We start from the raw sequence: 25,404 nt of genomic DNA on the forward strand, positions 1-25,404 counted from the left end.
AACAGCGGAACGTCTTGCATACCGAGTATGTATAGCCGCCGGACGACGATGACTCAAGTCTGCGTCATAAGTCGGTGAACTACATATAGGCTGGATCACACCCGCCCACCGCAACCGAGGGAGCCCGAGGGAGCACAATGGCCGCCATGACCGCATCGCTGTCCGCGCGCTGGCACGACCTGCTCACCCGCTGCGGCGCCACCGCCGACCCCGAGCCCTACGCCCGCGACCTGCTCGCCCGCTGGGCCGAGCCGCAGCGCCGCTACCACACCACCGCCCACCTCGAAGCCGTCCTCGACCGGATCGACGAACTCGCCGCCCACGCCGACGACCCCGACGCCGTCCGGCTCGCCGCCTGGTTCCACGACGCCGTCTACCGCCCCGACCGCTCCGAGAACGAGGAGCGCAGCGCCGCCCTCGCCTGCCGCGCCCTGCGCGAGGCCGGCCTGCCCGAACCCCTGGTCCACGAGACCGACCGCCTGGTCCGGCTCACCACCGACCACCACCCCGCCCCCGGCGACCGCAACGGCGAGGTGCTCTGCGACGCCGACCTCGCCGTCCTCGGCGGGCCGCCCGAGCAGTACGCCGCCTACGCCGCCGCCGTCCGCGCCGAGTACTCCTTCGTCCCGCCGGACGCCTTCCGCGAGGGCCGCGCCGCCGTCCTGCGCCAGCTGCTCGCCCTGCCCGCCCTCTACCGCACCCCCGAGGCCCACGCCCGCTACGACGCCCGGGCCCGCACCAACATGCACGCCGAACTGGCCGCCCTGGAAGCCTGACCCCGGCCCCTCAGCCCTTCGACACCTTCCGCACCTTCGACACCTTCCGCACCCGGAGCCCCGCCGCCGTCAGCCGGGCCACCAGCTCCCTGCTGCCCACCGGCAGCGCGCCCAGCGCCACCGCCCGCTCGTACCAGGCCGCCGGGATGTCGAAGTGGTCCCGGTCGAAACCCTTCGCGGGCGCGCCCAACTCGGCGGCGAAGGCGTGCAGTTCGTCCAGCGACACGTCACTGACCAGGTGCGACCACCACTTGCCGTGCCCCGGCCAGTCCGGAGGGTCGATCAGGATCACGCGAGCCCGCCGACCGGCGCGACCACCACGCCGCGCTTGCCGCACACCCAGTGCGGATCGGGCCCGAGCTCCGGCTCGACCCCGAGCGCGTGCGGGTCGTCCTCCTGCTCCGCGCAGGCGATGCACAGCGGCCAGCGCCCGTACGACTCCAGCAGCGCGTCCTGCACGTCCTGCGCCACCAGCCCGAGCACGAACTCCCGCCCGTCCGGCCACTGTTCGAGCCACCAACGGCGGTGGGTGACGGCGTCCTCCACCAGCGAGACGATCGCCGCGTCGGCAACGTCCCGGGCGGTGAGGTCGGCGAGGATCAGCGCCCGCGCGCTGTGCAGGGCGGCTTCGATGTCGGAACTGGCCATCCGCCCATTGTCCCGCACTCCGCTACGGCAACGGGAAGCCCGTCGTGTCCAACGTGATCCCGAACGGCTCCGGCAGTTCGACGGGCTTCCCGAACGGCACCCGCACGCTCTGCCCGTACGCCCCGTCGGAGGGTTCGGAGTAGAGCGTCACCGTCGGCCCGGGCTGGTCGAAGCGGTCGATCAGCAGGTACAGCGGAACGGGCGCGTGCGCGTAGCCCCGGAGCTTCTTCGTCCGGTCCTGCCGGGCCGTGCTGCGCGAGGTGATCTCGACGGCCAGCAGAATGTCCGCCGCGTCGAACCGTCGGCCTCCCCTCTTCCTCATGACGCTGTTCGTCCTCGAGGCAGTCGGGCCCCAAGTCGCCGAAACCGTCCATGGCCCCAGCGTCCCACGGAGGAGTGACCGGGGCGAGAACGCCGCGAGGGCGGCCTCCCGAAGGAGGCCGCCCTCACGGACGAACGCGTTGGAGCGCCTGATCCCGAGGGGGATCAGAAGTCCATGTCACCGCCCGGCATGCCGCCGCCGGCGGCCGCGGCGGCCTTCTCCGGCTTGTCGGCGATGACGGCCTCGGTGGTGAGGAACAGCGCCGCGATGGAGGCGGCGTTCTGCAGGGCGGAGCGGGTGACCTTGGCCGGGTCGATGATGCCGGAGGCGACCAGGTCGACGTACTCGTTGGTCGCGGCGTTCAGGCCGTGGCCGGCGGGCAGGTTGCGGACCTTCTCGACCACGACGCCGCCCTCGAGGCCGGCGTTGGTCGCGATCTGCTTGATCGGGGCCTCCAGCGCCACGCGGACGATGTTGGCACCGGTGGCCTCGTCGCCCTCCAGCTCCAGCTTCTCGAACGCGACACCGGCCTGCAGCAGGGCGACGCCGCCACCGGCGACGATGCCCTCCTCGACGGCGGCCTTGGCGTTGCGCACCGCGTCCTCGATGCGGTGCTTGCGCTCCTTGAGCTCGACCTCGGTGGCCGCGCCGGCCTTGATGACGGCCACGCCGCCCGCGAGCTTCGCCAGGCGCTCCTGGAGCTTCTCGCGGTCGTAGTCCGAGTCGGAGTTCTCGATCTCGGCGCGGATCTGGTTGACCCGGCCGGCGACCTGGTCGCTGTCGCCGCCGCCGTCGACGATGGTGGTCTCGTCCTTGGTGATGACGACCTTGCGGGCGGTGCCCAGCAGGTCGACGCCGGCGTTCTCCAGCTTGAGGCCGACCTCCTCGGAGATCACGGTGCCGCCGGTCAGGATGGCGATGTCGCCGAGCATGGCCTTGCGGCGGTCGCCGAAGCCCGGGGCCTTGACGGCGACGGACTTGAAGGTGCCGCGGATCTTGTTCACGACCAGGGTCGACAGGGCCTCGCCCTCGACGTCCTCGGCGATGATGACGAGCGGCTTGCCGCTCTGCATGACCTTCTCCAGCAGCGGGAGGAGGTCCTTGACCGAGGAGATCTTGGAGTTGGCGATGAGGATGTACGGGTCCTCGAAGCTCGCCTCCATGCGCTCCAGGTCGGTGGCGAAGTAGGCGGAGATGTAGCCCTTGTCGAAGCGCATGCCCTCGGTGAGCTCGAGCTCCAGGCCGAAGGTGTTGCTCTCCTCGACGGTGATGACGCCTTCCTTGCCGACCTTGTCCATGGCCTCGGCGATGAGCTCGCCGATCTGGGTGTCGGCGGCCGAGATGGAGGCGGTGGAGGCGATCTGCTCCTTGGTCTCCACGTCCTTGGCCTGGGCCAGCAGCTGGTCGGAGACGGCGGCGACGGCCTTCTCGATGCCGCGCTTGAGGGCCATCGGGTTGGCGCCGGCGGCGACGTTGCGCAGACCCTCGCGGACGAGCGCCTGGGCGAGCACGGTGGCGGTGGTGGTGCCGTCACCCGCGACGTCGTCGGTCTTCTTGGCGACCTCCTTGACCAGCTCGGCGCCGATCTTCTCGTACGGGTCCTCGAGCTCGATCTCCTTGGCGATGGAGACACCGTCGTTGGTGATCGTGGGGGCGCCCCACTTCTTCTCCAGGACGACGTTGCGACCCTTGGGGCCGAGCGTGACCTTCACGGCGTCGGCAAGCTGGTTCATGCCACGCTCAAGGCCGCGGCGGGCTTCCTCGTCAAAGGCGATGATCTTGGCCATCAGAAGTGGTCCTCCGGGACACGGTCGACTGCTCGGACCAAGGGGTGCCCGCGACGGACGGCCCAGGAGAGCGGGGGTCCCTTCCCCTACCGCTTCCGGGGCCTCACCGGCCCGGTCCGTTTGTCACTCTCACACGGTGAGTGCTAACGCCAATGATTAGCACTCTGGGGTGGCGAGTGCAAGCCCATTGGGGCCCCGCCGACCGGCCGCCGGGCAACCCGCGGGCCGCCCGGAAAGCCCGCAGGCCCGCCCCGGACGCGTCGCGTCGGGGCGGGCCTGCGGGTTTCGGTGCGTGGCGGTCCGCCGGGGCCGTCAGGCGCCGGCGGCGCGGACCATGTCGGCCTGCGGACCCTTCTGACCCTGCGAGATCTCGAACTCGACCCGCTGGCCCTCTTCCAGGGTGCGGTAGCCGTCCATCTGGATCGCGCTGTAGTGGACGAACACGTCCGCTCCACCGTCGACCGCGATGAAGCCGTAGCCCTTCTCGGCGTTGAACCACTTGACGGTGCCCTGAGCCATTCCGAACTCCCCTTGTGCTGTGCTGGCCCTTCAGAGATCCGCAGGACGCGGACCCGGAGGTCTGGAAGACCGGCCTGGGGACTCCCCCCCGTACGGCGCAGCCTCTGTCGCGGCTGAATGTATCCGGATATGCGCCCTCTGCAACAGGCCCAATTTGCGGGGAACCCCGCCGCCCGGCGGGGGATATTTCGGAACGAAAGGCGCATCCGTCGACAATTGCCACGGGACATAACGGACGCGTCGCCGCAAAACGACGGAACAATTCTGACGGCGGCCTGACAGAACAGGCGGAAAGCTCCCCGGCGGACGTCTCAGCGCGCGGGACGGAAGCGAGGCGGAAGCGGGGGCGGAACGGGTTCTGCACGGGCGGAGCGCGGTGCGGAAAACGAGGATTGAACCGGGCCGTGGAGGGGAACGGACCTGACCGGAACTCTACTCCCCCGAACCGGTCGGAATTCCGGCGACCCGCCGCGCCGGAAAACCGCAGGTAACCGGGCCGCCGGGCCCCGGCGCGCAACGGGCCGCCGCCCGGTCCGGAAAAAGGAATTCCGGACCGAACGGCGGCCGCGGGAATGCGGGCGGTTCAGCAGCCGCCGGCCACCGCCGGAATGATCGACACCGAGGCGCCGTCCTTGATCTCGGTCTCCAGGCCCTCGGCGAAGCGCACGTCGTCGTCGTTCACGTACACGTTGACGAAGCGGCGCAGCTTGCCGGTGTCGTCCAGCAGGCGGGCGGCGATGCCGGCGTGGTTCGCCTCCAGGTCCGCGATGACGGCGGACAGGGTCGCGCCCTCGGCGGTCACCTCGGCGGCGCCGCCGGTGTAGGTGCGCAGGATGGTCGGGATGCGGACGGTGGCGCTCATGCGGTGCTCCTCGGGCGTGGGGCGGCGTGGGGGGGTGTCAGGCGGTGGCGAGGCCGGCGGCGCGGAAGGACTCCAGCGTCGGGCGGATCACGGCGGTCATGCCGGCGTCGGCGACCGCGTCGAGGGTCTTGAGGCCGTCGCCGGTGTTGATCGCGACGGTCTCCTTGGACGGGTCCAGCAGGCCGGTCTCGACCAGCTTCTTCAGCACGCCCACGGTGACGCCGCCCGCGGTCTCGGCGAAGATCCCCTCGGTGCGGGCGAGCAGCTTGATCGCCTCGACCACCTCGGCGTCGGTGACGTCCTCGACCGCGCCGCCGGTGCGGCGGGCGATGTCCAGCACGTACGGGCCGTCGGCCGGGTTGCCGATCGCCAGCGACTTGGCGATGGTGTCCGGCTTGACCGGCTTGATCACGTCGCGGCCGGCCTTGAAGGCGGCGGAGACCGGGGAGCAGCCCTCGGCCTGGGCGCCGAAGATCTTGTACGGCTTGTCCTCGACCAGGCCGAGCTTGATCAGCTCCTGCAGGCCCTTGTCGATCTTGGTGAGCTGGGAGCCGGAGGCGATCGGGATGACGAGCTGGTCGGGCAGCCGCCAGCCGAGCTGCTCGCAGATCTCGAACGCCAGGGTCTTGGAGCCCTCGCCGTAGTACGGGCGCAGGTTGACGTTCACGAAGCCCCAGCCCTCGCCGGCCGGGTCGCCGATCAGCTCGGAGCAGAAGCGGTTCACGTCGTCGTAGTTGCCGTCGATGCCGACCAGCTCGCCGCCGTACACGCCGGCCATCACGACCTTGCCCTGCTCCAGGTCGTGCGGGATGAACACGCAGGACTTGAAGCCGGCCCGGGCGGCCGCGGCGCCCACCGCGCCGGCCAGGTTGCCGGTGGAGGAGCAGGACAGCGTGGTGAAGTCGAAGGCCCGGGCGGCCTCGATCGCGCAGGCCACCACCCGGTCCTTGAAGGAGTGGGTCGGATTGCCCGAGTCGTCCTTGATGTGCAGCTGCGCGGTGAAGCCCAGCTCGCGGCCCAGGTTGTCGGCCTTGACCAGCGGGGTCCAGCCCGGGTTCAGGTTCGGCTTGCCGGCCACGTCTGCCGGGACGGGCAGCAGCGGGGCGTAGCGCCAGATCGACGCCGGGCCGGCCTCGATCCGCTTGCGCAGCTCCTCGGCGTCGTAGCCCGCGTAGTCGTAGGCGATCTCCAGCGGGCCGAAGCACTCCAGGCAGGCGAAGCTCGGGCCGAGCGGGAAGCGCGTTCCGCACTCCCGACAGGACAGCGCGGTCGCGGGACCGAGGTCGACGGCGGTGGGTGCGGCGGTGTCAACAGCCATGGTGGCGAGGCCCTTTCTCCTCATCTTCCCCGGAGCGCGGTCGCGTCCGGGACGGAATTGGCACCTGTCCCGCCGGGCCTGCTGGCCGCGCGGGAGGGTTGCCGGGACTTCAACGGGCCGTTCCCTCAGTCCCTCTGGATGAGCTCTGTGAAGTTGTGGTCGTACGCTGCGAGCGACCCCCGGGTGCGAAGGCACGATCGCAATACGAAGACTGTATCCGAAGGCCCGCGCGGACCCACCCCCGCGTCCGACACCCGAGACGAACCGACACAGGGAGCGAGACTTGCCGGAGCAGCCCGAGCCCGGGGTCCTGCCGGAGGTGGCCGACTGGCTGCGCCGCCGATCGTGGACGGCCGCCGACCGGCCGCTCGACCTGCTGCTGGCCGCCAAACGCGCCGCCGGGGCGGCCGGCACCGTCAGCGTGGTGCTGCCCGCGCTGGACGAGGAGCCCACCGTCGGCGAGATCGTCGCCGCGATCCGCACCGAGCTGGTCGAGCGCGTCCCGCTGGTCGACGAACTGGTGGTGGTCGACTCCGGCTCGCAGGACGGCACCGCCGCCGCCGCGGCCGCCGCCGGCGCCCGGGTGGTGCACCGCGACGCGATCCTGCCCCGGCTGCCCGCCGAACCCGGCAAGGGCGAGGTGCTGTGGCGCTCGCTGCTCGCCACCAGCGGCGCGATCGTCTGCTTCGTCGACGCCGACCTGCGCGAGTTCGACCCGGCCTTCGTCTCCGGCATCATCGGCCCGCTGCTCACCGACCCGGCCCTGCAGCTGGTCAAGGCCATGTACGACCGGCCCTTCGAAGCCGACGGCGCCGTCGTCCCGGCTGGCGGCGGCCGGGTCACCGAACTGGTCGCCCGCCCGCTGCTCAGCCTGCACTGGCCGCAGCTGGCCGGCTTCGTCCAGCCCCTCGGCGGCGAGTACGCGGCCCGCCGCAGCCTGCTGGAGCGGCTGCCCTTCCCGACCGGCTACGGCGTCGAACTCGGCCTGCTGGTCGACGCGTTGGAGCTGGCCGGGCTGGACGCGCTGGCCCAGGTCGACGTCGGCGTCCGGCACCACCGGCACCAGGACGGCCAGGCGCTGGGCCGGATGGCCGCCACCATCTACCGCACCGCCCTGGAACGCCTGGACCGCACCCACCGCCTCAAGGCCGACCCCGACCTGGTCCGGCCGCTGCTCACCCAGTACACCCGCACCGCCACGGGCTTCACCCCCCGCACGCACCCCGTCCCGGCCACCGAACGCCCCCCGATGGCCGCCGTCCCCGAGTACCGCGACCGCTGACCCCGGGAGTTCACCCGGCACGCACCGCGCCGAGTGGTTTGGTCCGGTGATCGCACGGCAAGGTTGGCTGTATGGCCGATCACGCGTCCGAACGCCCCCAGCAGTCCGGAGCCGCCCCGATCCTGGTGGCCTCCAACCGCGGCCCGGTGTCCTTCCGCACGGAGGACGACGGCTCACTGACCCTCCGCAGAGGCGGCGGCGGCCTGGTGTCCGGGCTCTCCGCGATCGACGACCCGAACGCGGTCTGGGTCTGCGCCGCCCTCTCCGACGCCGACCGCACCGCCGCCCGGCAGGCCCCCGACGGCCGCCTCGACCTGGCCGGCCACGACGTCGGCGGACAGGCCGTCCGGATGCTGGACATCGATCCGGAGACCTTCGCCCGCGCCTACAACGGCGTCGCCAACTCCACCCTCTGGTTCGTCCACCACCTGCTCTACCAGACGCCCGTGCAGCCCGCCTTCGGCGCCGACTTCCGCACCGAGTGGGCCGCCTACCGGGCGTACAACGCCGCCTTCGCCGAAGCCCTCGCCGCCGAGGCCGCCCCCGGCGCCGCCGTCCTGGTGCAGGACTACCACCTCTCGCTGGCCCCCGCCCTGCTCCGCGAACTCCGCCCCGACCTGCGGATCGGCCACTTCTCGCACACCCCCTGGGCCCCGCCGGACTACTACCGGCTGCTGCCCGACGACGTCGCCGCCGCCGTCCTCGAAGGCATCCTCGGCGCCGACCGCGCCGCCTTCCTCACCCGCCGCTGGGCCCTCGCCTTCGCCGACTGCTGCGAGGCCGTCCTCGGCGCGCAGGTCGACCGCTCCGAACTGACCGTCACCCACGGCGGCCGCACCACCCGGCTCGGCGTGCACGGCCTCGGCGCCGACGCCGAGTTCCTGCGCGAACGCGCCCACCGGCCCGACGTCGACGAACGCCTCGCCACCCTGCGCGAGGCCGTGGGCGAGCGCCGCACCATCGTCCGGGTCGACCGCACCGAACTCAGCAAGAACATCGTCCGCGGCCTGCTCGCCTACCGGCACCTGCTGCGCACCCGCCCCGAGTGGCTCGGCAACGTCGTCCACATCGCCTTCGCCTACCCCTCCCGCACCGACCTCGCCGAGTACCGCGACTACACCGCCGAGGTGCAGCGCCTCGCCGAGGAGATCAACACCGAGTTCGGCACCGCCGACTGGCAGCCGCTCATCCTGCACGTCAACGACGACTTCCCGCGCTCCCTCGCCGCGTACCGGCTCGCCGACGTCGCCCTGGTCAACCCGATCCGCGACGGCATGAACCTGGTCGCCAAGGAGGTCCCCGTCGTCTCCGACCACGGCTGCGCCCTCGTCCTGTCCCGCGAGGCCGGCGCGTACGCCGAACTCGCCGACGACGCGATCACCGTCAACCCCTACGACGTCATCGCCACCGCCGACGCCCTCGCCGAAGCCCTCACCATGCCCCCCGCCGAACGCACCGACCGCACCAAACGCCTCGCCGCCGCCGCCACCGCCCTCCCACCCCAGCAGTGGTTCCTGGACCAGCTCCACGCGCTCCAGTAGCCGCGTAAAGCGAAACCAGGGGCGCGGGAAGAACTGCCGGGCCAGACCCTGCGAAAGCAGGGGCGCGGGGAACTGCGCGGCCAACCGAGCACCCACAGCCAGATCGCCTCGCAGGACAGTGTGTTGCACTATCCCGCGACCGCACCGACGTGCGACTCCCTCCCCCAGCCCCAAGGGGGGCTGGGAGGTGCCCCCTTCGCGCAGTTCCCCGCGCCCCCGGTTTCGCACCATCCCGTCCGCGCCCGCGGCCTACCCCCGCAGCAGTTCCGTCAGCCCGTTCAGCAGGTCGACCACCCCCGCCGGCCCGGCGACCAGCAGGTCGGCGCGTTCGGCGAGGGCCGCGACCGGGGGTTCGCCGGTGACGGGGCCGCTGCAGACGAGCAGGCCGGGGTGGCCGGCTTCGCGGCGGCGGCCGATCTCCGCGTAGGCGGCGAGGTCGCCGAGGTCGTCGCCGGCGAAGAGGACCGGACCCGCGTCCCGTTCGGCGAGGAACTCATGCAGGGCGGCTCCCTTGTCGACCCCGGGCGGCCGCAGTTCGAGGACCATCCGGCCGGGTTCGACGACGAGTCCGTGCCGCCCGGCGAGTTCGTCGAGCGGCCCGCGCAGCCGTTCCAGCAGCGCGTCCGGTTCGGGGGCGCGCCGGGTGTGGACGGCCAGCGCGCGTTCCTTGTCCTCGACGAAGGTGCCCTCGGGCACGTCCAACCCGGCGAGCAGCGACGGCAGTTCGCCGCGGACGGCGGCCACCCCGGGCGGTGCCGGGGCGGCGGTGACGGCGTTGCTGCGGGCGTCCCAGCGCTCGGCGCCGTAGTGGCCGAGGACGGTGAGGTGTTCGAGGCCGGGGGCGGCGGTGAAGCCGCCGTACGCGGCGGCGGTCGCGGCGGGCCGTCCGGTGACCACGACGACCGCGCCGACCAGCGGGGCCAGCGCGCCGAGTGCGGGGACGACGCCGGGGTGGGCGCGGGCCCGGTCGGGGTCGGCGACGATCGGGGCGAGCGTGCCGTCGAAGTCGAGTCCCACGACGGCGGACTTCGGATCGGCGAGCAGGCCCGCCAGTCCGGTCCGACCTGCCTGGGTCGTGATCTGTTCAGCGATTCCCATGCCCCCGACGCTACCGGCCGCCGCCGGCCGCCGGGCGGCTATCGGGCCGGTGGTCACTGCCGGGCTTCGCGCCGCGCCTGCCGGATCCGGCGCAGCCGGTTGACCAGGACCGGGTCGTGGGCGAGTGCCTCGGCCCGGTCGAGCAGGGCGTTGAGCAGCTGGTGGTAGCGGGTGGCGGAGATGCCGAGCTCCTGCCGGATCGCCTGCTCCTTGGCGCCGGCGGTCCGCCACCCGCGGGCTTCCAGGGCGAGCACGGCCCGGTCGCGTTCGGTCAGTTCGGCCATGCGTCCAGGCTATGCCCCGCCCCCGTCACACCGTCCCCCGTCACACCGCCGCCGTCCCCCGTCGCACCGCCCCCGTCCCCGTCACCCCGTCCGGCGGGCCTTGGCGGCCTCGGCGAGGGCGGTGGACTGCAGGTCGGCGAGCACCTGGTCGCCGCCGCTCTTCACGGCCTTGCCCATCTGCTGCTTGATCATGCTGCTGACCTTGTCCCAGGAGGGGTCGCCGTAGGGGTAGAAGCTGGCGGTGGGCAGGTTCTGGAGGAACTGGGCGAGGTCCTGGTGGGAGGCGTTGGTCGACATGTCGTCGAGGGTGTCCTGGGTGACGGGGAGCATGTTGTACTCCTCGTCGAAGGCCAGGGTGTTCTGCTTGGCGAGGGTGAAGTTCAGGAACTTCTTGATCTCCGCCCGGTGGCCGTTGGCCTTGAAGGCCATCAGCCAGTCGGCGACGCCGAAGGCGACCTCCTTGACCTCCTTGCTCTTGCGCGGGATCGCGGCGGTGCCGTACTGGACGCCGGCCGCGGCGGCGGCCTTGATCAGTGCGGGGTGGCCGTTGAGCATGGCGACCTCGCCCTTGGTGAAGGCGGTGAAGGCGTCCTTGCGGTTGACCTGGCCGGGGTCGTCGTAGGTCAGGCCCCGGTCGACCAGGTTGGTGCGCAGCCACTTGAAGGTGTCCCGGTTGGGCTGGCTGTCGATGGTGTAGTTGCCGACGCTGTCGGAGAGTTCGCCGCCGCCGCTCATCGTCCAGATCATCGACTCGGCCTGGGCCTCCTCGGGGCCGAGCGGCAGCGCGTACGGAGTGACGCCCGGGACCTTGGACTTGATCAGGTCGGCGTCCTTGCGCAGGTCGTCCCAGGTGGCGGGCGGGGCGGTGATGCCGGCCTTGTCGAAGATCGCCTTGTTGTAGACGAACACCCGGCTGGAGGAAATGAACGGGATGCCGTACTGGCTGCCGAGCACCTGGCCGGCCTTGCTGAACGAGCCCAGCAGGTTGGCCTGGGCCTCCATGGAGAGCACGTCGCCGACGGGGTAGAGGCGGTCGGCGGCGACCTGGTCGGCGAAGCCGCCGGTCTGCACGACGTCGGGGGTCTTCCCCTTGGCGATCAGGTCGGCGACGTGCTTGTCGATGTCGTCCCAGGAGACCACGTCGACCTTCACCTTGATGCCGGGGTTGGCGGCCTCGAAGTCCCTGGCGACCTTGTTCCAGTAGATGCTGCTGCTGTTGGAGGCGTCGGTTCCGTAGTCGGCCGCGACCAGGTCGAGCGTCACCCCGCCTCCACCGGACAGGACGCCGCAGCCGGAGAGCAGCAGGCATCCGGCGAGGGGGAGAGGGATCAGCGCTGATCGCTTCAAGGGGGACCGCCTTCGGGAGGGTGACAGCCGCGACCCTGGCAGTTCCCGCTCACAGTGGTCCAGACCTGTAGGGGCGGAAGTTATCGAAGTGTCAGTTCCTGTTGCGCCCCGCGCAACGTGGACTGCACAACTGTCCGATATTCGGACGGCCGAGGGTCTCCACCGTGCCGCCGCCCCGCCGCTGCCCCGCCCCCGTTCCGTCGCCGTTCCGCCCCCGCTCCGGCCCGCTCAGGCGGTCAGGACGGTCACCCCGGCGTCGGTGAAGGCGGCGGCCAGCGCGTCCGGCACCTGGCTGTCGGTGACCAGGGTGTTGACCGCCTCCAGGCCGCAGATCCGGGCGAAGGCCCGGTGGCCCAGCTTGGAGGAGTCGGCGGCCACCACCACCCGCCGGGCCCGTTCGGCGAGCAGCCGGTTGATCGCCGCCTCGCCCTCGTGGTGGGCGGTCGCGCCGTGCTCGGTGTCGAGCCCGTCCACGCCCAGCACCGCGGTGTCCAGGGCGAGTTCGCCGAGCACCTGGGCCGCCAGCGGGCCGATCAGCTCGTACGACTGGGGGCGGGCGACACCGCCGGTGACCACGATCTTCACCTGCGGACGGACCGTCAGCTCGTTGGCGATGTTGAGCGCGTTGGTGACCACGGTGAGGCTCTGGCCGCTCTCCGGGTGCTCGGCCAGGTCGGGCCGGACGGCGAGCGCCCGGGCCACCTCGGTGGTGGTGGTGCCGCCGTTCAGGCCGACCACCTCGCCGGGGGCGATCAGGCCGGCCACCAGGGTGCCGATCCGCTGCTTGGCGTCGGCGTTGCGGGCGGTCTTGTAGCGCAGCGGCAGGTCGTAGGAGACGCTGTGCGCCACCGCGCCGCCGCGGGTGCGGGTGAGCATCTGCTGGCGGGCCAGCTGGTCGAGGTCGCGGCGGATGGTCGCGGCCGAGACGTCAAGCTCGCCGGCCGCCTCCTCGACGTCCAACCGGCCGTGCTCGGCCAGCAGTTCCAGCAGCGCGTTCCACCGCTCGTACCTGGACACCGTCCGCTCCTCCCGCGCCCCGCCCGGCGCGCCCCGCGCCCGGCGGGGACAGCTTCGCACACCCGGGCTCCGCTCCACTCATTGCGCAATCGTGCGCGAAACAGCTATAAATCAATCAGCTTTGCGCACTCGTTCCGCCCTCGGGCGGTTCCGGTCCGCATCGCGCCGTCCCCGGGGAAGCCGAAGGAGCCCGCACCCATGCCGCACACCAGCCTGACCGGCGAGGAGATCGCCACCCAGCCCGACGACTGGCGCACCGCCGCCGCCCTGGCGGCGAGCGGCCCGGCCGGCCTGCCGCGGCGCGGCGAGCGGGTGGCCGTGGTGGGCTGCGGCACCTCCTGGTTCATGGCCCAGGCGTACGCCGCACTGCGCGAGGCCGGCGGCCACGGCGAGACCGACGCCTTCGCCGCCTCCGAGTTCCCGCTCGCCCGCCGCTACGACCGGGTGCTGGCGATCACCCGCTCCGGCACCACCACCGAGGTGCTGCGGCTGCTGGCGGCCACCGACCTGCCGACCACCGCGCTCACCGCCTGCGTGGACCAGCCGGTGGCCGCCGCCGCCGACCACCTGGTCGACCTGGGCTTCGCCGACGAGCGCTCGGTGGTGCAGACCCGCTTCGCCACCACCGTGCTCGCCCTGCTCCGGGCCCACCTGGAGACCGAGGGCGCCCTCCCGGCCGGGGTGCGCACCGTCGCCGCGGCCGCCGCGGACGCCGAGCGGGCGGTGGCCTGGCAGGTGCCGGACGAGCTGGTGGCGCTGGAGCAGGTCTCCTTCCTCGGCGCGGGCTGGACCAACGGCCTGGCCCAGGAGGCCGGGCTGAAGATGCGCGAGGCGGCGCTGGCCTGGACCGAGGCGTACCCGGCGATGGAGTACCGGCACGGCCCGATCTCGATCACCGCCCCGGGCCGGGCCGCCTGGATGTTCGGCGAGCTGCCCGCGGGCCTGGCCGACGAAGTCGCCGCGGTCGGCGGCCGGCTGGTGGCCGACTCCGGCGCGGACGGCCTGGACCCGCTGGCCGACCTGGTCCGGGTGCACCGGCTGGCGGTCGCGCTGGCCGCGCACCGCGGCCTGAACCCGGACGAGCCGCGCAACCTGACCCGCTCGATCGTGCTCGGCTGAGCCCGGGCCGCCCGCACCCCCGGTAACGGCTTCGCCACCCAAACCGCCCAGGAGGCTGCAAAGAGCGATAAACCTCACCTCTCAGGACCAGACCAATCGAGCAACTGGACTAGACCTCTTAGACCCGGCCAAGGGAAACTGTCCCCCGTGAAGCACGTCATCGCACTCGATGTAGGCGGCACCGGCATGAAGGCCGCGCTGGTCGCCCAGGACGGCTCCGTGCTGTTCGAAGCACGCCGACCGACCGGGCGGGAGCACGGCCCCGACGCCGTCGTCGCCACCATCCTCGACTTCGCCGCCGACCTGGCGCAGGAGGGCCGCACCCGGTTCGGTGCCGCCCCCCTCGCGGCGGGCGTCGCCGTGCCGGGGACGATCGACGAGAAGAACGGGATCGCGGTCTTCTCCGCCAACCTCGGCTGGCGCGACCTGCCGATGCGCAAGCTGCTCGGCGAGCGCCTCGGCGGCATCCCGGTCGCCCTCGGCCACGACGTCCGCTCCGGCGGCCTCGCCGAGGGCCGGATCGGCGCCGGGCAGGGGGTCTCGCGCTTCCTGTTCATCGCGCTCGGCACCGGCATCGCCGGCGCCATCGGCATCGACGGCGCCATCGAGGCGGGTGCGCACGGTTACGGCGGCGAGATCGGCCACGTGGTGGTCCGCCCCGGCGGCCCGCAGTGCGGCTGCGGTGCCCGCGGCTGCCTGGAGACCCTGGCCTCGGCCTCCGCGGTCTCCCGGGCCTGGGCCGAGGCCAGCGGTGACCCCGAGGCCGACGCCGCCGCCTGCGCGAGCGCCGTCGACGCCGGCGACCCGAGGGCCCTCGCGGTCTGGCGGAACGCGGTGGACGCGCTCGCCGACGGCATCGTGCTGGCGCAGAGCCTGCTCGACCCGTCCACGGTGATCGTCGGCGGCGGGCTGGCCGAGGCCGGTGACACGCTCTTCACGCCGCTGCGCGCCGCGGTGACCGAGCGCCTGACCTTCCAGATGCCCCCGAAGGTCGTACCGGCCATGCTCAAAGACACCGCCGCGTCCCTGGGCGCAGGCTTGCTCGCCTGGGATCTGCTCTCCATGGAGGTGACCGCGTGACCGCGGACCGTACTGCACTGGCCGGAGCCCGACTGGTCCTGCCCGGCGGGGTGATCGACGCGGGCCGGGTCTCCGTCGAGGGCGCCCGCATCGCGGGCCTCGGCGGCGAGGTGGAACCGGGCGACCTCGACCTCACCGGGTACACCGTCGTCCCCGGCTTCGTCGACCTGCACGTGCACGGCGGCGGCGGCGCCTCGTACGCCTCCGGCATCGCCGAGGAGGCGCTCACCGCCGCCCGCACGCACCTGGAGCACGGCACCACCACGACGATGGCCTCCACCGTCACCGGCGAGATCGACGAGGTCTGCCGCCAGGCGGCGGTGCTCTCCGAGCTCGTCGAGGACGGCGTGCTGGCCGGCATCCACTTCGAGGGCCCGTTCATCTCGCACAACCGGTGCGGCGCCCACCGCCCCGACCTGCTGCGCGACCCGGACCCGGCGCTGGTGCGCAAGCTCGCCGACGCGGGCCGCGGCCACACGAAGATGTTCACCCTGGCCCCGGAGCTGCCCGGCGGCCTGGAGTCGGTGCGGATGCTGTCCGACCTCGGCATCATCGCCGCCGTCGGCCACACCGACTCCGACTACGAGGTCACCCTGCGGGCGATCGACGCCGGCGCCACCGTGGCCACCCACCTGTTCAACGCGATGCCGGGCATCCAGCACCGCGCCCCCGGTCCGATCGTCGCCCTGCTGGAGGACGAGCGGGTCACCGTCGAGCTGGTCAACGACGGCATCCACCTGCACCCCTCGGTGGTCGAACTCGCCTACGGCACGGCCGGCGCCGAGCGCGTCGCGCTGATCACCGACGCGATGGGCGCGGCCGGCATGGGCGACGGCCTGTACCCGCTCGGCCCGCTCCAGGTCCGGGTCGAGAACGGCGTGGCCCGCCTGGTCGAGGGCGGCTCCATCGCCGGCTCGACCCTCACCCTGGACGTCGCCTTCCGGCGCGCCGTCACCGTCCTCGGCCTGTCCCTGAACCAGGCCGTCACCTCGCTGTCCACCGTCCCCGCCCGCCTGCTGGGGCTGGGCGACACCATCGGCACCCTGGAGGCCGGAAAGAACGCCGACCTGGTCGTCCTCGACTCCGACAGCTACGAACTCGCCGCGGTGATGCGCCGCGGCGAGTGGATCGTCGGCGCGGACCGCTTCGCCCGGGCCGGCAATCCGGCCTGACCCGGCGCCGCCCCTCCGGGCGGTCCCGGTCCTCCCGCCACGGGGGTGAGCAGCGGAACCTGCGCCTCGCTACTCACCCCACCGGGAGCTCCCCCTTGCCGCTCGCCCGCACCTCCGACCTGCTCGCCGCCGCCGTCGCCGAACGCCGCGGCCTGCCCGCCTTCAACGTGATCACCCTGGAGCACGCCGAGGCCATCGCCGCCGGCGCCGAGGCCGCCGGCACGCCCGTGGTCCTCCAGCTCAGCCAGAACGCCGTCGCCTACCGCGGCGGCCGGCTGCTGCCGATCGCCCGCGCCTGCGCCGAGGTCGCCGCCGCCGCCCGCGTCCCGGTCTCGCTGCACCTCGACCACGTCGAGGACACCGACCTGCTGCGGGCCGCCCCCGGCGCCGGGTTCTCCTCGGTGATGTTCGACGCCTCCGCGCTCCCGCACGACGAGAACGTCAAGGCCACCGCCGAGGCCACCGCCTGGGCGCACCGCCACGGCCTGCACCTGGAGGCCGAACTCGGCCGGGTCGGCGGCAAGGACGGCGAGCCCCCGCTCGGCGCGCACGCCCCCGGCGCCCGCACCGACCCGGCCGAGGCCGCCCGCTACGTCGCCGACACCGCCGTCGACGCGCTGGCCGTCGCGGTCGGCTCCTCGCACGCGATGACCACCCGCACCGCCGCCCTGGACCACGCCCTGATCCGCGAGCTGGCCGCCGCCGTCCCCGTCCCGCTGGTCCTGCACGGCAGTTCCGGCGTCCCCGACGACGCCCTGGCCGCGGCGGTCGCCGCCGGCATGGTGAAGATCAACATCGGCACGGCGCTCAACCTCGCCTGCACCCCGGCCGTCCGCGCCCACCTGGCCGCCCACCCCGCCGCCACCGACCCGCGCGCCTACCTGACCGCGGCCCGGGACGCGATGACGGCCACCGTCGACCACCTGGCCCGGGTGGTGTCCGGCCGGGCCTGAGCCGGGGGCGCGGGGGGCACCGCCCGCCGCGCCCGCCGCCGCTACTTCGGGTAGTCGTTGACGCTCATCGGCGTCAGCGCGACCTGGTCCAGCAGCACCGGGTTGGACGCCCCGGCCGGGACGGTCACCGTGATGGTGTTCGGACCGGCCTGCAGCACCGGCCATATGTTGGTGCTGAACCAGGAGTACGCCGGGTCGGCGGCCGGGGTCTTGGAGTAGTTCTTGAAGGTCACGCCGCCCGGGTGCTCCTTGCCGTTGACGGTGACCTGGGTCGGCTGGTCGGCGCCGGTGTTGTTGAAGTGCAGCCAGAACTTGGCCTTGCCGTCGGCGTCGGCGTTGACCGTCCAGGTGAAGGACGAACCGGCCTGCAGCACCAGGTAGCTGCCGTCGGCGGAGATCGCGCCCTTGACGGTGCTGTCGGTGGTGGCGCCCTGGGCCTGCAGCTTGGACGCGTCGCTGACCGGCTGGCCCGCCGCGGTCGGGCTGGGCACGGCGCTGCTCGCGGCGGTGCTCGGGCTGTTCGAGGCGGTCGCGGCCGGGCTGTGCGCGGCCGGGGCGGTGGCGTCGGCCTTGGACTTGGACTTGCCGTCCGGGTCGCCGGTGGAGAGCGCGACGCCCGCACCGACGGCGACCGCGGCGACCACCGCGACGGCGCCGATGATCGCGGCCTTGCCGCGGCCCGCGGGCTTGTCCTCGCCGGGCCGCGGCCGGGAGCGCTCGGCGTACCGGGACTGCTGCGGGGGCAGCGCGGTGGTGGGTTCCTGGCCGTACCCGGCGGGGCCGGGCGGCGGCGGGGCCTGCGGGTGGACGGGCCGCTCGCCGTAGCTGGCGCGGCCGACCTCCATCGGGCGGCTGTAGCCGCTGCGGGGCCGTTCGGCGACGGGCTGCTCGCCCTCCGCCGGGCGGTACAGGTACGCGAAGGGGTCGTCCTGGCCGGCGCCTTCGGGCGCGGTGCCGTTGTCACCGGGCGTGGTCACGGTCGACTCCCCTGGAGCTGGATGGTCTCTGTACCCAGGGCACCCTACCTGGCCCGGGTGAGCAGGGGGTAAGCGGTTCAGACCGACCGGCACACGGAGGGCGGCGTCGCGTGCCGGTCGGTCTCAGCCCGCCCGGCGGTGCGAGCGCTCGCCGCGCGAGCCCCGGGCGGCGCCGCCGCGGGTGCGCTTCTCGTCGTACATCCGCTCGTCCGCGGAGTGCAGCACCTCGTCGATGCTCATGCCGCAGCCGGCCCAGCCGATGCCCAGGCTGACGCCGACCCGCACCGCCCGGTTGTCGATCCGCATCGGCGGCAGGATCGCCCCGCGCAGCCGCCCGGCCAGCTCCTTGGCCTCCTCGCGGCCGATGTTGTCGGCGAGGACGACGAACTCGTCGCCGCTCATCCGGGCCACCGTGTCGCCCTCCCGGACGACCTGCTGCAGGCGGCGGGCGATCTCGATCAGGACGGCGTCGCCGGTGTTGTGGCCGTGCCGGTCGTTGACCAGTTTGAAGCCGTCGAGGTCGCAGTAGAGGACGGCCAGGCCGCGCTCGCCGGCGGGGGCGCCGCCGCGGCGGTGGCCGTGCCACAGGTCGCCGGGCGGCTGCTCGGCGGGAACCACGGCGTGCACGTGGTGGGCGGGGGCGCCGTGGTGGGCGGGCGGGGCCGGGGGGTAGGCGGCGCGGCCGTGCTCCAGGGCCCCGTCGGGGGCCGCGTAGCCGTGCGCGGGGGCGGCGCTCTCCCCGGCGGCCGGACGGCCGTCCTGGGCGGCTTGGGAGGGCTCGTGGGGGGCGTCGGACGGGGGCGCCTGGCCGGGGATCGCGGCGGCGGGGGCGATCGGACAGAGCCGGCGGGCCAGCCGGGCCCGCAGCTCGGCGCCGTTGGGCAGGCCGGTGAGGGCGTCGTGGCTGGCCCGGTGGGCGAGCTGGAGCTCGTGGCGCTTGCGGTCCTCGATGTCCTCGACGTGGGTGAGCAGGAAGCTGGGGCCCTCGGCGGCGTCGGCGACCACCGAGTTGCGCAGGCAGACCCACTGGTAGCTGCCGTCCCGGCGGCCCAGCCGCAGCTCGGCCCGGCCGCCCTCGGCGCTGGTGCGCAGCAGCAGTTCGAGGTCGTCGGGGTGGACCAGGTCGACGAAGCGCTGCTGGCGCAGCGCGGCGCGGGGGCGGCCGAGCAGCCGGCACAGCGCGTCGTTGACCCGGCTGAGCTGGCCGGTGGCGTCGCCGTGCAGCTCGGTGATGGCCATCCCGCTGGGGGCGTACTCGAACGCCTGCCGGAAGGACTCCTCGCTGGCCCGCAGGGCCTGCTGCTCCTTCTCCAGCCGGGCCAGCGCGCGCTGCATCTCGGCGCGCAGCCGGGCGTTGCCGATGGCGATGGAGGCCTGCAGGGAGAACATCTCCAGGGCCTCGCGGGTCCAGGCGCCGGGGCGCTTGCCGCTGCGCGGGCGGTCCACCGAGAGGATGCCGAGCAGGTCGCCGCCGGCGCTGTACATCGGCGCGAGCAGGACGTCGGCGGGGTGCCAGTCGTTGCCGTAGACGGGCATCGGGCCGTCGCCGGTCCAGGTGGGGACGTCGGTGGCGATCGCCCAGCCGCGGTCGTGCGGCAGGAAGCGCAGGGTGCCCCAGTGGTCGGCGACCTGGAGCATCCGCTCCCAGGACTCGCGGGAGCCGACCTGGCCGAGCAGCACGGTGGGGCCGCCGAAGGCGCTCTCCTCGATCTCCCAGACGGCGGCGACCACCAGGTCGCCGTCGGGGCGCACCAGGCTGACCGCGGCGGCGTCGAACCCGAGTCCGTGGACGGCGCCCTCGACGACCGCCTGCAGGGTCCCCGCCAGGCTCCGGGCAGCGTTGAGGTCCGCCACGACCCGGTGCAAGGTGCGGAGGGTCGCCAGGCGGACGTAGGGCTCCGACTCGGCTTCCATGCGGGGGCTCCCCGGCTGCTTCGGATGGTTCGAAAGGTTGTCGTCCGATTGCCAGAAGAACTGAATCACAGGGAGCACTGCGATAGGCACGCTCGGTCAGCAATAGCCGGTGACTGTGACTCAAATCACATAATGATCAAGGACTCGGCGACCAAAGGCCGAGCGGACCTACGACCACGGCCCGATACCGGCCCGCCCGACCGGCGACTACCGTGCGGTACGTGTACAGCTCTCCGCAGTCCCCCGCCGCCCCCGCGGCCCCCGCCCCCGCGGCGGCGGCCGGTGCCACCCCCGAGGAGTTCCGGGCCGCCCTCGGCCAACTGGCCTCCGGCGTCTCGCTGCTGACCGTGCACGACCCCGAGGACGGCGAGGACGCGGGGATGACCGCGACCTCCCTGCTGTCGGTGTCGCTGGAGCCGCCGCTGGTGCTGGTCTCGGTCCGCACCGACTCGCGGATGGACGAACTGCTGGGCCGGGCCGAGACCTGGGCGGTGTCGCTGCTCGGCGAGGAGCACCGCACGCTCGCCTCCCGGTTCGCCATGAAGGGCCGGCTCAGCGACCGGCTGCTGTTCGCCGACGCCGCCTGGCACCGCGGCCCGCACGCCGGCGCCCCGCTGGTCGACGGCGCGCTGGCCACCGTGGAGTGCCGCACCGAGCAGCGGATCGAGGCCGGCGACCACACCCTGGTGCTCGGCCGGGTGCTCGCCGCCGAGGTGCCCGCCCCGGCCGGCCGGCCGCTGCTGTACCTGCGCGGCGGCTACCGGCAGCTCGGCTGACGGCCCGTCACTCCGGGCGGACCCGGCCCCGGCCCTGCTTGAGCCCGGAGCGGTGCCGCTTGTTCTCCAGCCGCCGCTCGACCATGCCGCGGCTGGGCTTGGTGGCCCGCCGGGCCTTCGGCGGCGGCGCGGTGGCCTCCCCCAGCAGCGCGGCCAGCCGGGCCGCGGCCACCTCCCGGTTGCGCCACTGCGAGCGGTGCTCGGAGGCCCGGACCACCAGCACCCCGTCCACCAGCCGGGAGGCCAGCCGCTCCAGGGCGCGCTCCTTCCACACCGGCGGCAGCGCCTCGGAGGCCGCCAGGTCCCACCGCAGCTCGACCTTCGAGTCCGAGGTGTTCACGTGCTGCCCGCCCGGGCCGGAGGAACGCGAGAAGCGCCAGACGAGCTCGGCGTCGGGCACGACCACCGAACCCCGTACGCGCACAGGCTCAGTCATGCGCCCATCATCCCGCCCGCCCCGGGGCCCCGTCACCTGGTTAACCGGGCACAATGGCGGGCGTGATCGAGCTCGGCTACTCGCTGTCCACCCGCCTCCCCGACCCCCCGCAGACCGACTACCGCACCGCGTCGGTCCGCTCGCTGCGGCACGACCTGTTCGCGGGCGACGTCTACCTGGAGGCGGACGAGGGCGCCGGGCTGGAGACCCGCTGGGGCTGGGTGCCGGTGCTGGACTTCGCCTGGGCGGTGTGCGACGTCGTCGAGCGGCTCGACGACGGCCCGCGCGGCAGCCGGGAGGCCCGGGTGCGCACCGAGGACCTGGACTTCACCCAGAACACCGAACTGCTGCGCTTCGCCCGCCGGTTCGGCTGGGTGGAGATCACCGCGACCTGGCGCCCCGACGACGAGCCGCTGGTGGTCCGGCACGCCGAACTGCGCCGCGAGGCCCGGGACTTCCTCCAGGACGTGCTGGCCGACCTGACCGAGCTGCACGAGGGACTCGCCGAGAACCCGAACGTCTGGACCGTGCAGGGCCGCTACCCGAGAATCTGATCGACGCCGGGCGTCCGCCGGACGGAGAAATCCGTCCGTCCACCGAGCAGTGGAACCAACGGCCGCCCGTCCCGCGTTCTCTGGGCAGAACCGACCGAAGGGACACCACAGACCATGCCCGTGAGCCTCACCAAGGGTGGCAACGTCTCGCTGACCAAGGAGGCCCCCGGCCTGACCGCGGTCGCCGTCGGCCTCGGCTGGGACGTGCGCACCACCACCGGCGCCGAGTTCGACCTGGACGCCAGCGCGATCGTGCTGAACGGCGAGGGCAAGGTCTACTCGGACCGGCACTTCGTCTTCTTCAACAACACCAGCACCCCGGACAGCAGCGTCGTGCACACCGGCGACAACCGCACCGGCGAGGGCGCGGGCGACGACGAGTCGATCAACGTCAACCTGGCCGCGCTGCCCGCCGACGTCACCAAGATCGTCTTCCCGGTGACGATCTACGACGGCCTCAACCGCGGCCAGAGCTTCGGCCAGGTCCGCAACGCCTACATCCGGGTGGTCAACCAGGCCGGCGGCGCCGAGATCGCCCGCTACGACCTCTCCGAGGACGCCGCCACCGAGACCGCGATGATCTTCGGCGAGCTGTACCGCAACGGCGACGAGTGGAAGTTCCGCGCCATCGGCCAGGGCTACGCCTCCGGCCTGGTCGGCATCGCCCAGGACTTCGGCGTCAACGTCTGACCCCGCACCACCACGCGAACGGCCCCCCGGGAAGCACCCGGGGGGCCGTTCGCACGTGCGGCGGCGCGGTCAGGAGCGGCCGGCCCGCAGCTCCGGCAGCTCCAGCAGCTCGGTCTCGTCGTGCGCGGTCAGGTCGACCACCTCGGACTCGGTGTCCGACTCGGCGTGCTGGTGGCTCGGCGGCTGCTCCACCGCCCGGTGCGGCGGCTGCGCGGCGTCCACCGGCGCGCCGGACGGCACCGCGTAGCGCTCGCTGTCGGCCAGCGCCTCGTCGCCCACCACGTCCGCCAGGTCGCCCACCGCGGGGGCCGGGGCGCCCGCCCGCAGCGCGGCCCGGGCCGCACCGGGGCGGCCGAAGAAGCTGAACGCGGTGGCCCGCGGCCGCTGCGGCGCCGGCACCGCCGGGCGCTCCTGCGCGGGCAGCGCCGGGCCGACCGGGCGCAGCGCCGCCGCCCCGGCCGCCGGCACCGGCTCCGGCACCTTCGGGCGCAGCTCGACCTGGGCCCGCTCGTCCACCTCGCGGCGCGCCTCGGCGACCGCCGCCTGCCGCTCCAGGTGCCGCAGCGCGGCCTGCGCGCGGACGTAGGAGGCGGGCGTGACGGGGTTCCTGGGGCGGGTGGCCTCCACGGCCCGGCGGGCCGCCTCGGCCTCCTTCAGGGCCTGCTCGGCGACCATCACGGCGCGCTCGCGCAGCAGCCGGGCGATCTCGGTCTCGGCCTTCGCCAGCCGGGACTTCTCCGCGGTCAGCCGCCGCCCGAACCGGGTGGCCCGCTCCTCGGCGACCTCGGCCGCGTACTCGGCCTCGGCGATCTGCTCCTCGTAGCGCTCCTCGGCCCGCATCCGGCGCACCACGGCCAGCTGGGCCGACGTCCGGGCAGCCCGGTCCCGCTGGCGCAGCACCAGCGCCAGGCCGACCACGGCGACCACCGCGGCGACGCCCACCGAGCGGGCCGCCACCTGGTCCGGACTGGCCACCAGCGCGGCCACCGCCGCGAGCACGAGCACACCGGAGGCGACCGGGGGCAGCAGCCGGCCGAGGACGGAGGAATGACGGTGGCGTCCGCGAGACATGGCTAGAAACTAGCGTGCGAATCGCGGCGCTGTCAGCCTCACCCCCCGTTCGGGCCTTGACAGTCCGCGAGAACCACGGACGGCGACGGCGCCGTGACGGTGCGTCAGCGCGGGGAGGCGGCCGTTCCGCGCGGGTGCTCGGGGTCGTCGTGGTCCTCGGGGAGCTTGCAGATGTGCTGCAGCCACAGCGCCACCGCGATCACCGCCGCGCCGGCCAGCACCGCGAACAGCGCGGTGGCCGCCTGCGTCCGGCGGGCCGCGACGTCCAGCGAGCCGAGCAGGAACACCCCGACGCCCGCGTAGATCCCGGTCACCACCGCGGACACCAGCGCGCTGGCCTGCCCCAGCACCAGCGCCCGGGCCGCGTGCAGCGGGTCGACGCCCTTGGCGCCGGGCTGCCGCTCGCGCACCGCCTTCAGCCGGGAGCGCAGCGACACCGCCGCGGCCAGCAGCACCACGGCGATCGCCGCCAGCACGTACGGCGCGTAGGCGGGCACCCCGGGCAGCGTGCCCAGCGAGTCCCACAGCCGGGCGCCGCCCCAGGACAGCAGCCCGGTGATCGCGGTGATGCCGAGCAGCAGGCGGAGACGGAGCGGCTTCACGCGGACGGGCTTCCTTCCAGTGGTACGACGGCGGGGTCACGACCAGGCCACCGTACCGGCCCGGTCGCACCCGCAGGGAGCTACGCCCGCGTGCGCCCGGAAGTTCCCGGGGCCCGCCCCGGCTACTCGGGCAGCCGCAGCTGCAGGTCCCCGCGCAGCCGCACGCCCTGCGCCTCGGCCCCGCCGAGGCCCGCCAGCAGCTCGGCGACCGGCCCGTGGCCCGGTACCTCGGCCGCCGGGTCGGCGTCCTGCCAGGGGGCCAGCACGAACGCCCGCTCGTGCGCCCGCGGGTGGGGCAGCGTCAGGTGCGGGTCGTCGCTGGTGACGCCCTCGTAGGCGAGCACGTCGACGTCCAGGGTGCGCGGCCCCCAGCGGACCTCGCGGACCCGGCCGAAGGCGTCCTCCACCGCGTTGGCCCGCTCCAGCAGGTCCTGCGGGGGCAGCGAGGTGCGCAGCACGGCGACGGCGTTGAAGTAGCTCGGCTGGTTCTCCGGGCCGCCGACGGCGTCGGTCTCGTACACCGCGGACAGCGCGGTCACCCGCACCCCGGGGGTGTCCTCCAGCGCGTCGACGGCGCCCTGCAGGGTCTCCAGGCGGTTGCCCAGGTTGCTGCCCAGGGCGACGGCGGCGGTGCGGGGGCTGTGCAGGGTGGACTCCACGCGGTCCACCTTGCCCTGCAGGTCGAACGTGGTCGGCGTGGCGGTCGGGTCGGTCGTGGCCAATGGAGTTCCCTCTGCTCGGGCTCCACCGGGCGCGGTCAGGCGCGGCTCCGGCGGATCGTGATGGTGACGTCGTCGAACGGGACGGTGATCGGGGCGTCCGGCTTGTGCACGGTGACCTCGACCTCCTCGACCACCTCGTGGCGCAGGCACTGGTCGGCGATCCGCTGGGCCAGCGTCTCGATCAGGTCGACCGGATCGCCCGCGATCACCGCGGTGGCCTCCTCCGCGATCACGCCGTAGTGGGCGGTGCGGGTCAGGTCGTCGCCCGCGGCGGCCGGCCGGGTGTCGAGGAACAGCGTCAGGTCGACCACGAAGGTCTGCCCCTCGATCCGCTCGCGCTCGAAGACGCCGTGGTGGCCGCGGGCACGGAGCCCGCGCAGGGTGACGCGGTCCAGCAAAAGAATCACTGCTCCCAGCTGACGGCCCCGCCCGGAGGCGGGGAACGGCGGGCACCGTCGCCCGCCGCCCCTCGAATCTACCTTCGAGCACCGACCGCCCGGGCCCGCCTCCCCGGCCGCCCACCCGATCGGACCGGCC

28 protein-coding genes and 1 riboswitch are annotated in these 25,404 nt (G+C 73.7%); of the genes, 10 read left to right on the plus strand and 18 right to left on the minus strand.

Annotation, left to right across the window (positions count from 1 at the left end):
- The first annotated feature begins 146 nt into the window (after positions 1-146).
- Complete coding sequence (locus IH44_RS0104745) at positions 147-776, plus strand: hypothetical protein (protein WP_030458119.1); 630 nt, start codon at positions 147-149, stop codon at positions 774-776.
- A gap of 10 nt (positions 777-786) precedes the next feature.
- On the opposite strand, the gene IH44_RS0104750 is transcribed toward IH44_RS0104745, so the two are convergent.
- The 7 genes from IH44_RS0104750 to thrC form a co-directional block, all read right to left on the minus strand.
- Complete coding sequence (locus IH44_RS0104750; protein ID WP_030458120.1) at positions 787-1,068, minus strand: DUF4031 domain-containing protein; 282 nt, start codon at positions 1,066-1,068, stop codon at positions 787-789.
- Entirely contained in the window at positions 1,065-1,424 is a 360-nt protein-coding gene (locus tag IH44_RS0104755) for a hypothetical protein (RefSeq protein ID WP_030458121.1), read from the minus strand. Before IH44_RS0104755 ends, IH44_RS0104750 begins: the two co-directional genes overlap by 4 nt.
- A gap of 22 nt (positions 1,425-1,446) precedes the next feature.
- On the minus strand, positions 1,447-1,746 hold the full coding sequence (locus tag IH44_RS0104760) for a Uma2 family endonuclease (RefSeq protein WP_255358037.1): 300 nt from the start codon (positions 1,744-1,746) through the stop codon (positions 1,447-1,449).
- A 164-nt stretch (positions 1,747-1,910) separates the two neighbouring features.
- Positions 1,911-3,533 carry a chaperonin GroEL gene (groL, locus tag IH44_RS0104765; RefSeq protein WP_030458123.1) on the minus strand — a complete coding sequence of 541 codons (1,623 nt, stop codon included), beginning with the start codon at positions 3,531-3,533 and terminating at the stop codon, positions 1,911-1,913.
- Positions 3,534-3,845: 312 nt separating this feature from the next.
- Complete coding sequence (locus tag IH44_RS0104770) at positions 3,846-4,052, minus strand: cold-shock protein (RefSeq protein WP_014137493.1); 207 nt, start codon at positions 4,050-4,052, stop codon at positions 3,846-3,848.
- Positions 4,053-4,635: 583 nt separating this feature from the next.
- Positions 4,636-4,914 (minus strand): MoaD/ThiS family protein, encoded by a 279-nt coding sequence (locus IH44_RS0104775; protein ID WP_014137492.1) that lies wholly within the window; start codon positions 4,912-4,914, stop codon positions 4,636-4,638.
- Between the two features lie 37 nt (positions 4,915-4,951).
- Positions 4,952-6,232: a threonine synthase gene (gene thrC / locus IH44_RS0104780; RefSeq protein ID WP_030458124.1), complete on the minus strand. Its 1,281-nt coding sequence runs from the start codon at positions 6,230-6,232 to the stop codon at positions 4,952-4,954.
- A gap of 17 nt (positions 6,233-6,249) precedes the next feature.
- Positions 6,250-6,377: riboswitch (SAM riboswitch) on the minus strand.
- A 138-nt stretch (positions 6,378-6,515) separates the two neighbouring features.
- On the opposite strand from thrC, the gene IH44_RS0104785 reads away from it, so the two are divergent.
- Both IH44_RS0104785 and IH44_RS0104790 read left to right on the plus strand, forming a co-directional pair.
- Entirely contained in the window at positions 6,516-7,514 is a 999-nt protein-coding gene (locus IH44_RS0104785; protein ID WP_035953938.1) for a glucosyl-3-phosphoglycerate synthase, read from the plus strand.
- Between the two features lie 71 nt (positions 7,515-7,585).
- Positions 7,586-9,055 carry a trehalose-6-phosphate synthase gene (locus tag IH44_RS0104790; protein ID WP_030458126.1) on the plus strand — a complete coding sequence of 490 codons (1,470 nt, stop codon included), beginning with the start codon at positions 7,586-7,588 and terminating at the stop codon, positions 9,053-9,055.
- Positions 9,056-9,304: 249 nt separating this feature from the next.
- Here the strand turns inward: IH44_RS0104790 and otsB are convergent, their stop codons facing one another.
- From otsB to IH44_RS0104810, 4 genes are all read right to left on the minus strand, one after another.
- On the minus strand, positions 9,305-10,153 hold the full coding sequence (gene otsB / locus IH44_RS0104795; RefSeq protein WP_030458127.1) for a trehalose-phosphatase: 849 nt from the start codon (positions 10,151-10,153) through the stop codon (positions 9,305-9,307).
- 53 nt (positions 10,154-10,206) lie between these two features.
- Positions 10,207-10,437: a DUF3263 domain-containing protein gene (locus IH44_RS0104800; protein ID WP_030458128.1), complete on the minus strand. Its 231-nt coding sequence runs from the start codon at positions 10,435-10,437 to the stop codon at positions 10,207-10,209.
- Positions 10,438-10,518: 81 nt separating this feature from the next.
- Positions 10,519-11,784, minus strand: a complete 1,266-nt coding sequence (locus tag IH44_RS0104805; protein WP_232794823.1) for an extracellular solute-binding protein — start codon at positions 11,782-11,784, stop codon at positions 10,519-10,521.
- Between the two features lie 228 nt (positions 11,785-12,012).
- On the minus strand, positions 12,013-12,801 hold the full coding sequence (locus tag IH44_RS0104810) for a DeoR/GlpR family DNA-binding transcription regulator (protein WP_030458130.1): 789 nt from the start codon (positions 12,799-12,801) through the stop codon (positions 12,013-12,015).
- Positions 12,802-12,999: 198 nt separating this feature from the next.
- On the opposite strand from IH44_RS0104810, the gene IH44_RS0104815 reads away from it, so the two are divergent.
- The 4 genes from IH44_RS0104815 (at position 13,000) to IH44_RS0104830 (ending at position 17,125) form a co-directional block, all read left to right on the plus strand.
- Complete coding sequence (locus tag IH44_RS0104815; RefSeq protein WP_030458131.1) at positions 13,000-13,920, plus strand: SIS domain-containing protein; 921 nt, start codon at positions 13,000-13,002, stop codon at positions 13,918-13,920.
- A gap of 147 nt (positions 13,921-14,067) precedes the next feature.
- A complete protein-coding gene (locus IH44_RS0104820) occupies positions 14,068-15,000 on the plus strand; it encodes an ROK family protein (protein WP_030458132.1) in 933 nt (310 codons plus the stop codon).
- Positions 14,997-16,172 (plus strand): N-acetylglucosamine-6-phosphate deacetylase, encoded by a 1,176-nt coding sequence (gene nagA, locus IH44_RS0104825; RefSeq protein WP_030458133.1) that lies wholly within the window; start codon positions 14,997-14,999, stop codon positions 16,170-16,172. Before IH44_RS0104820 ends, nagA begins: the two co-directional genes overlap by 4 nt.
- Before the next feature lie 95 nt (positions 16,173-16,267).
- The gene (locus IH44_RS0104830) at positions 16,268-17,125 is read left to right on the plus strand and encodes a class II fructose-bisphosphate aldolase (protein WP_030458134.1); all 858 of its coding nucleotides are present in this window, start codon (positions 16,268-16,270) and stop codon (positions 17,123-17,125) included.
- Between the two features lie 41 nt (positions 17,126-17,166).
- Here the strand turns inward: IH44_RS0104830 and IH44_RS0104835 are convergent, their stop codons facing one another.
- Complete coding sequence (locus IH44_RS0104835; RefSeq protein ID WP_030458135.1) at positions 17,167-18,102, minus strand: hypothetical protein; 936 nt, start codon at positions 18,100-18,102, stop codon at positions 17,167-17,169.
- Between the two features lie 123 nt (positions 18,103-18,225).
- Positions 18,226-20,016, minus strand: coding sequence for a diguanylate cyclase (locus tag IH44_RS0104840; RefSeq protein ID WP_030458136.1), 1,791 nt, complete (start codon positions 20,014-20,016; stop codon positions 18,226-18,228).
- 221 nt (positions 20,017-20,237) lie between these two features.
- On the opposite strand from IH44_RS0104840, the gene IH44_RS0104845 reads away from it, so the two are divergent.
- Entirely contained in the window at positions 20,238-20,792 is a 555-nt protein-coding gene (locus tag IH44_RS0104845; RefSeq protein WP_030458137.1) for a flavin reductase family protein, read from the plus strand.
- 7 nt (positions 20,793-20,799) lie between these two features.
- Here IH44_RS0104845 and arfB read toward each other — a convergent pair whose 3' ends face one another.
- Positions 20,800-21,228 carry an alternative ribosome rescue aminoacyl-tRNA hydrolase ArfB gene (arfB, locus tag IH44_RS0104850; RefSeq protein WP_030458138.1) on the minus strand — a complete coding sequence of 143 codons (429 nt, stop codon included), beginning with the start codon at positions 21,226-21,228 and terminating at the stop codon, positions 20,800-20,802.
- 62 nt (positions 21,229-21,290) lie between these two features.
- Between arfB and IH44_RS0104855 the strand changes: the two genes are divergently transcribed.
- Positions 21,291-21,782, plus strand: a complete 492-nt coding sequence (locus IH44_RS0104855) for a hypothetical protein (RefSeq protein WP_030458139.1) — start codon at positions 21,291-21,293, stop codon at positions 21,780-21,782.
- A gap of 114 nt (positions 21,783-21,896) precedes the next feature.
- Positions 21,897-22,472, plus strand: a complete 576-nt coding sequence (locus IH44_RS0104860) for a TerD family protein (RefSeq protein WP_030458140.1) — start codon at positions 21,897-21,899, stop codon at positions 22,470-22,472.
- Positions 22,473-22,541: 69 nt separating this feature from the next.
- Here IH44_RS0104860 and IH44_RS49330 read toward each other — a convergent pair whose 3' ends face one another.
- The 4 genes from IH44_RS49330 to folB form a co-directional block, all read right to left on the minus strand.
- Entirely contained in the window at positions 22,542-23,543 is a 1,002-nt protein-coding gene (locus IH44_RS49330) for a hypothetical protein (RefSeq protein ID WP_157852108.1), read from the minus strand.
- 104 nt (positions 23,544-23,647) lie between these two features.
- Positions 23,648-24,145 (minus strand): DUF3180 domain-containing protein, encoded by a 498-nt coding sequence (locus tag IH44_RS0104870; RefSeq protein ID WP_030458142.1) that lies wholly within the window; start codon positions 24,143-24,145, stop codon positions 23,648-23,650.
- A gap of 122 nt (positions 24,146-24,267) precedes the next feature.
- Positions 24,268-24,906 (minus strand): 2-amino-4-hydroxy-6-hydroxymethyldihydropteridine diphosphokinase, encoded by a 639-nt coding sequence (gene folK / locus IH44_RS0104875; protein WP_369794897.1) that lies wholly within the window; start codon positions 24,904-24,906, stop codon positions 24,268-24,270.
- On the minus strand, positions 24,903-25,262 hold the full coding sequence (folB, locus tag IH44_RS0104880; RefSeq protein ID WP_030458144.1) for a dihydroneopterin aldolase: 360 nt from the start codon (positions 25,260-25,262) through the stop codon (positions 24,903-24,905). The genes folK and folB overlap by 4 nt, the downstream gene beginning before the upstream one ends.
- Positions 25,263-25,404 lie beyond the last annotated feature (142 nt).

The sequence above is a fragment of the Kitasatospora sp. NRRL B-11411 genome (assembly GCF_000721345.1).
GTDB lineage: Bacteria > Actinomycetota > Actinomycetes > Streptomycetales > Streptomycetaceae > Kitasatospora > Kitasatospora cineracea.

Excerpts from the sequence above, each read along its gene's own strand:
- IH44_RS0104840 (WP_030458136.1), bottom strand. The coding sequence starts at position 20,016 with ATGGAAGCCGAGTCGGAGCCCTACGTCCGCCTGGCGACCCTCCGCACC.
- IH44_RS0104815 (WP_030458131.1), top strand. The coding sequence starts at position 13,000 with ATGCCGCACACCAGCCTGACCGGCGAGGAGATCGCCACCCAGCCCGAC.
- IH44_RS0104745 (WP_030458119.1), top strand. The coding sequence starts at position 147 with ATGACCGCATCGCTGTCCGCGCGCTGGCACGACCTGCTCACCCGCTGC.
- IH44_RS49330 (WP_157852108.1), bottom strand. The coding sequence starts at position 23,543 with ATGTCTCGCGGACGCCACCGTCATTCCTCCGTCCTCGGCCGGCTGCTG.
- IH44_RS0104775 (WP_014137492.1), bottom strand. The coding sequence starts at position 4,914 with ATGAGCGCCACCGTCCGCATCCCGACCATCCTGCGCACCTACACCGGC.
- IH44_RS0104790 (WP_030458126.1), top strand. The coding sequence starts at position 7,586 with ATGGCCGATCACGCGTCCGAACGCCCCCAGCAGTCCGGAGCCGCCCCG.
- arfB (WP_030458138.1), bottom strand. The coding sequence starts at position 21,228 with ATGACTGAGCCTGTGCGCGTACGGGGTTCGGTGGTCGTGCCCGACGCC.
- IH44_RS0104770 (WP_014137493.1), bottom strand. The coding sequence starts at position 4,052 with ATGGCTCAGGGCACCGTCAAGTGGTTCAACGCCGAGAAGGGCTACGGC.
- thrC (WP_030458124.1), bottom strand. The coding sequence starts at position 6,232 with ATGGCTGTTGACACCGCCGCACCCACCGCCGTCGACCTCGGTCCCGCG.
- IH44_RS0104760 (WP_255358037.1), bottom strand. The coding sequence starts at position 1,746 with ATGAGGAAGAGGGGAGGCCGACGGTTCGACGCGGCGGACATTCTGCTG.
- IH44_RS0104755 (WP_030458121.1), bottom strand. The coding sequence starts at position 1,424 with ATGGCCAGTTCCGACATCGAAGCCGCCCTGCACAGCGCGCGGGCGCTG.
- groL (WP_030458123.1), bottom strand. The coding sequence starts at position 3,533 with ATGGCCAAGATCATCGCCTTTGACGAGGAAGCCCGCCGCGGCCTTGAG.
- otsB (WP_030458127.1), bottom strand. The coding sequence starts at position 10,153 with ATGGGAATCGCTGAACAGATCACGACCCAGGCAGGTCGGACCGGACTG.
- IH44_RS0104860 (WP_030458140.1), top strand. The coding sequence starts at position 21,897 with ATGCCCGTGAGCCTCACCAAGGGTGGCAACGTCTCGCTGACCAAGGAG.
- IH44_RS0104800 (WP_030458128.1), bottom strand. The coding sequence starts at position 10,437 with ATGGCCGAACTGACCGAACGCGACCGGGCCGTGCTCGCCCTGGAAGCC.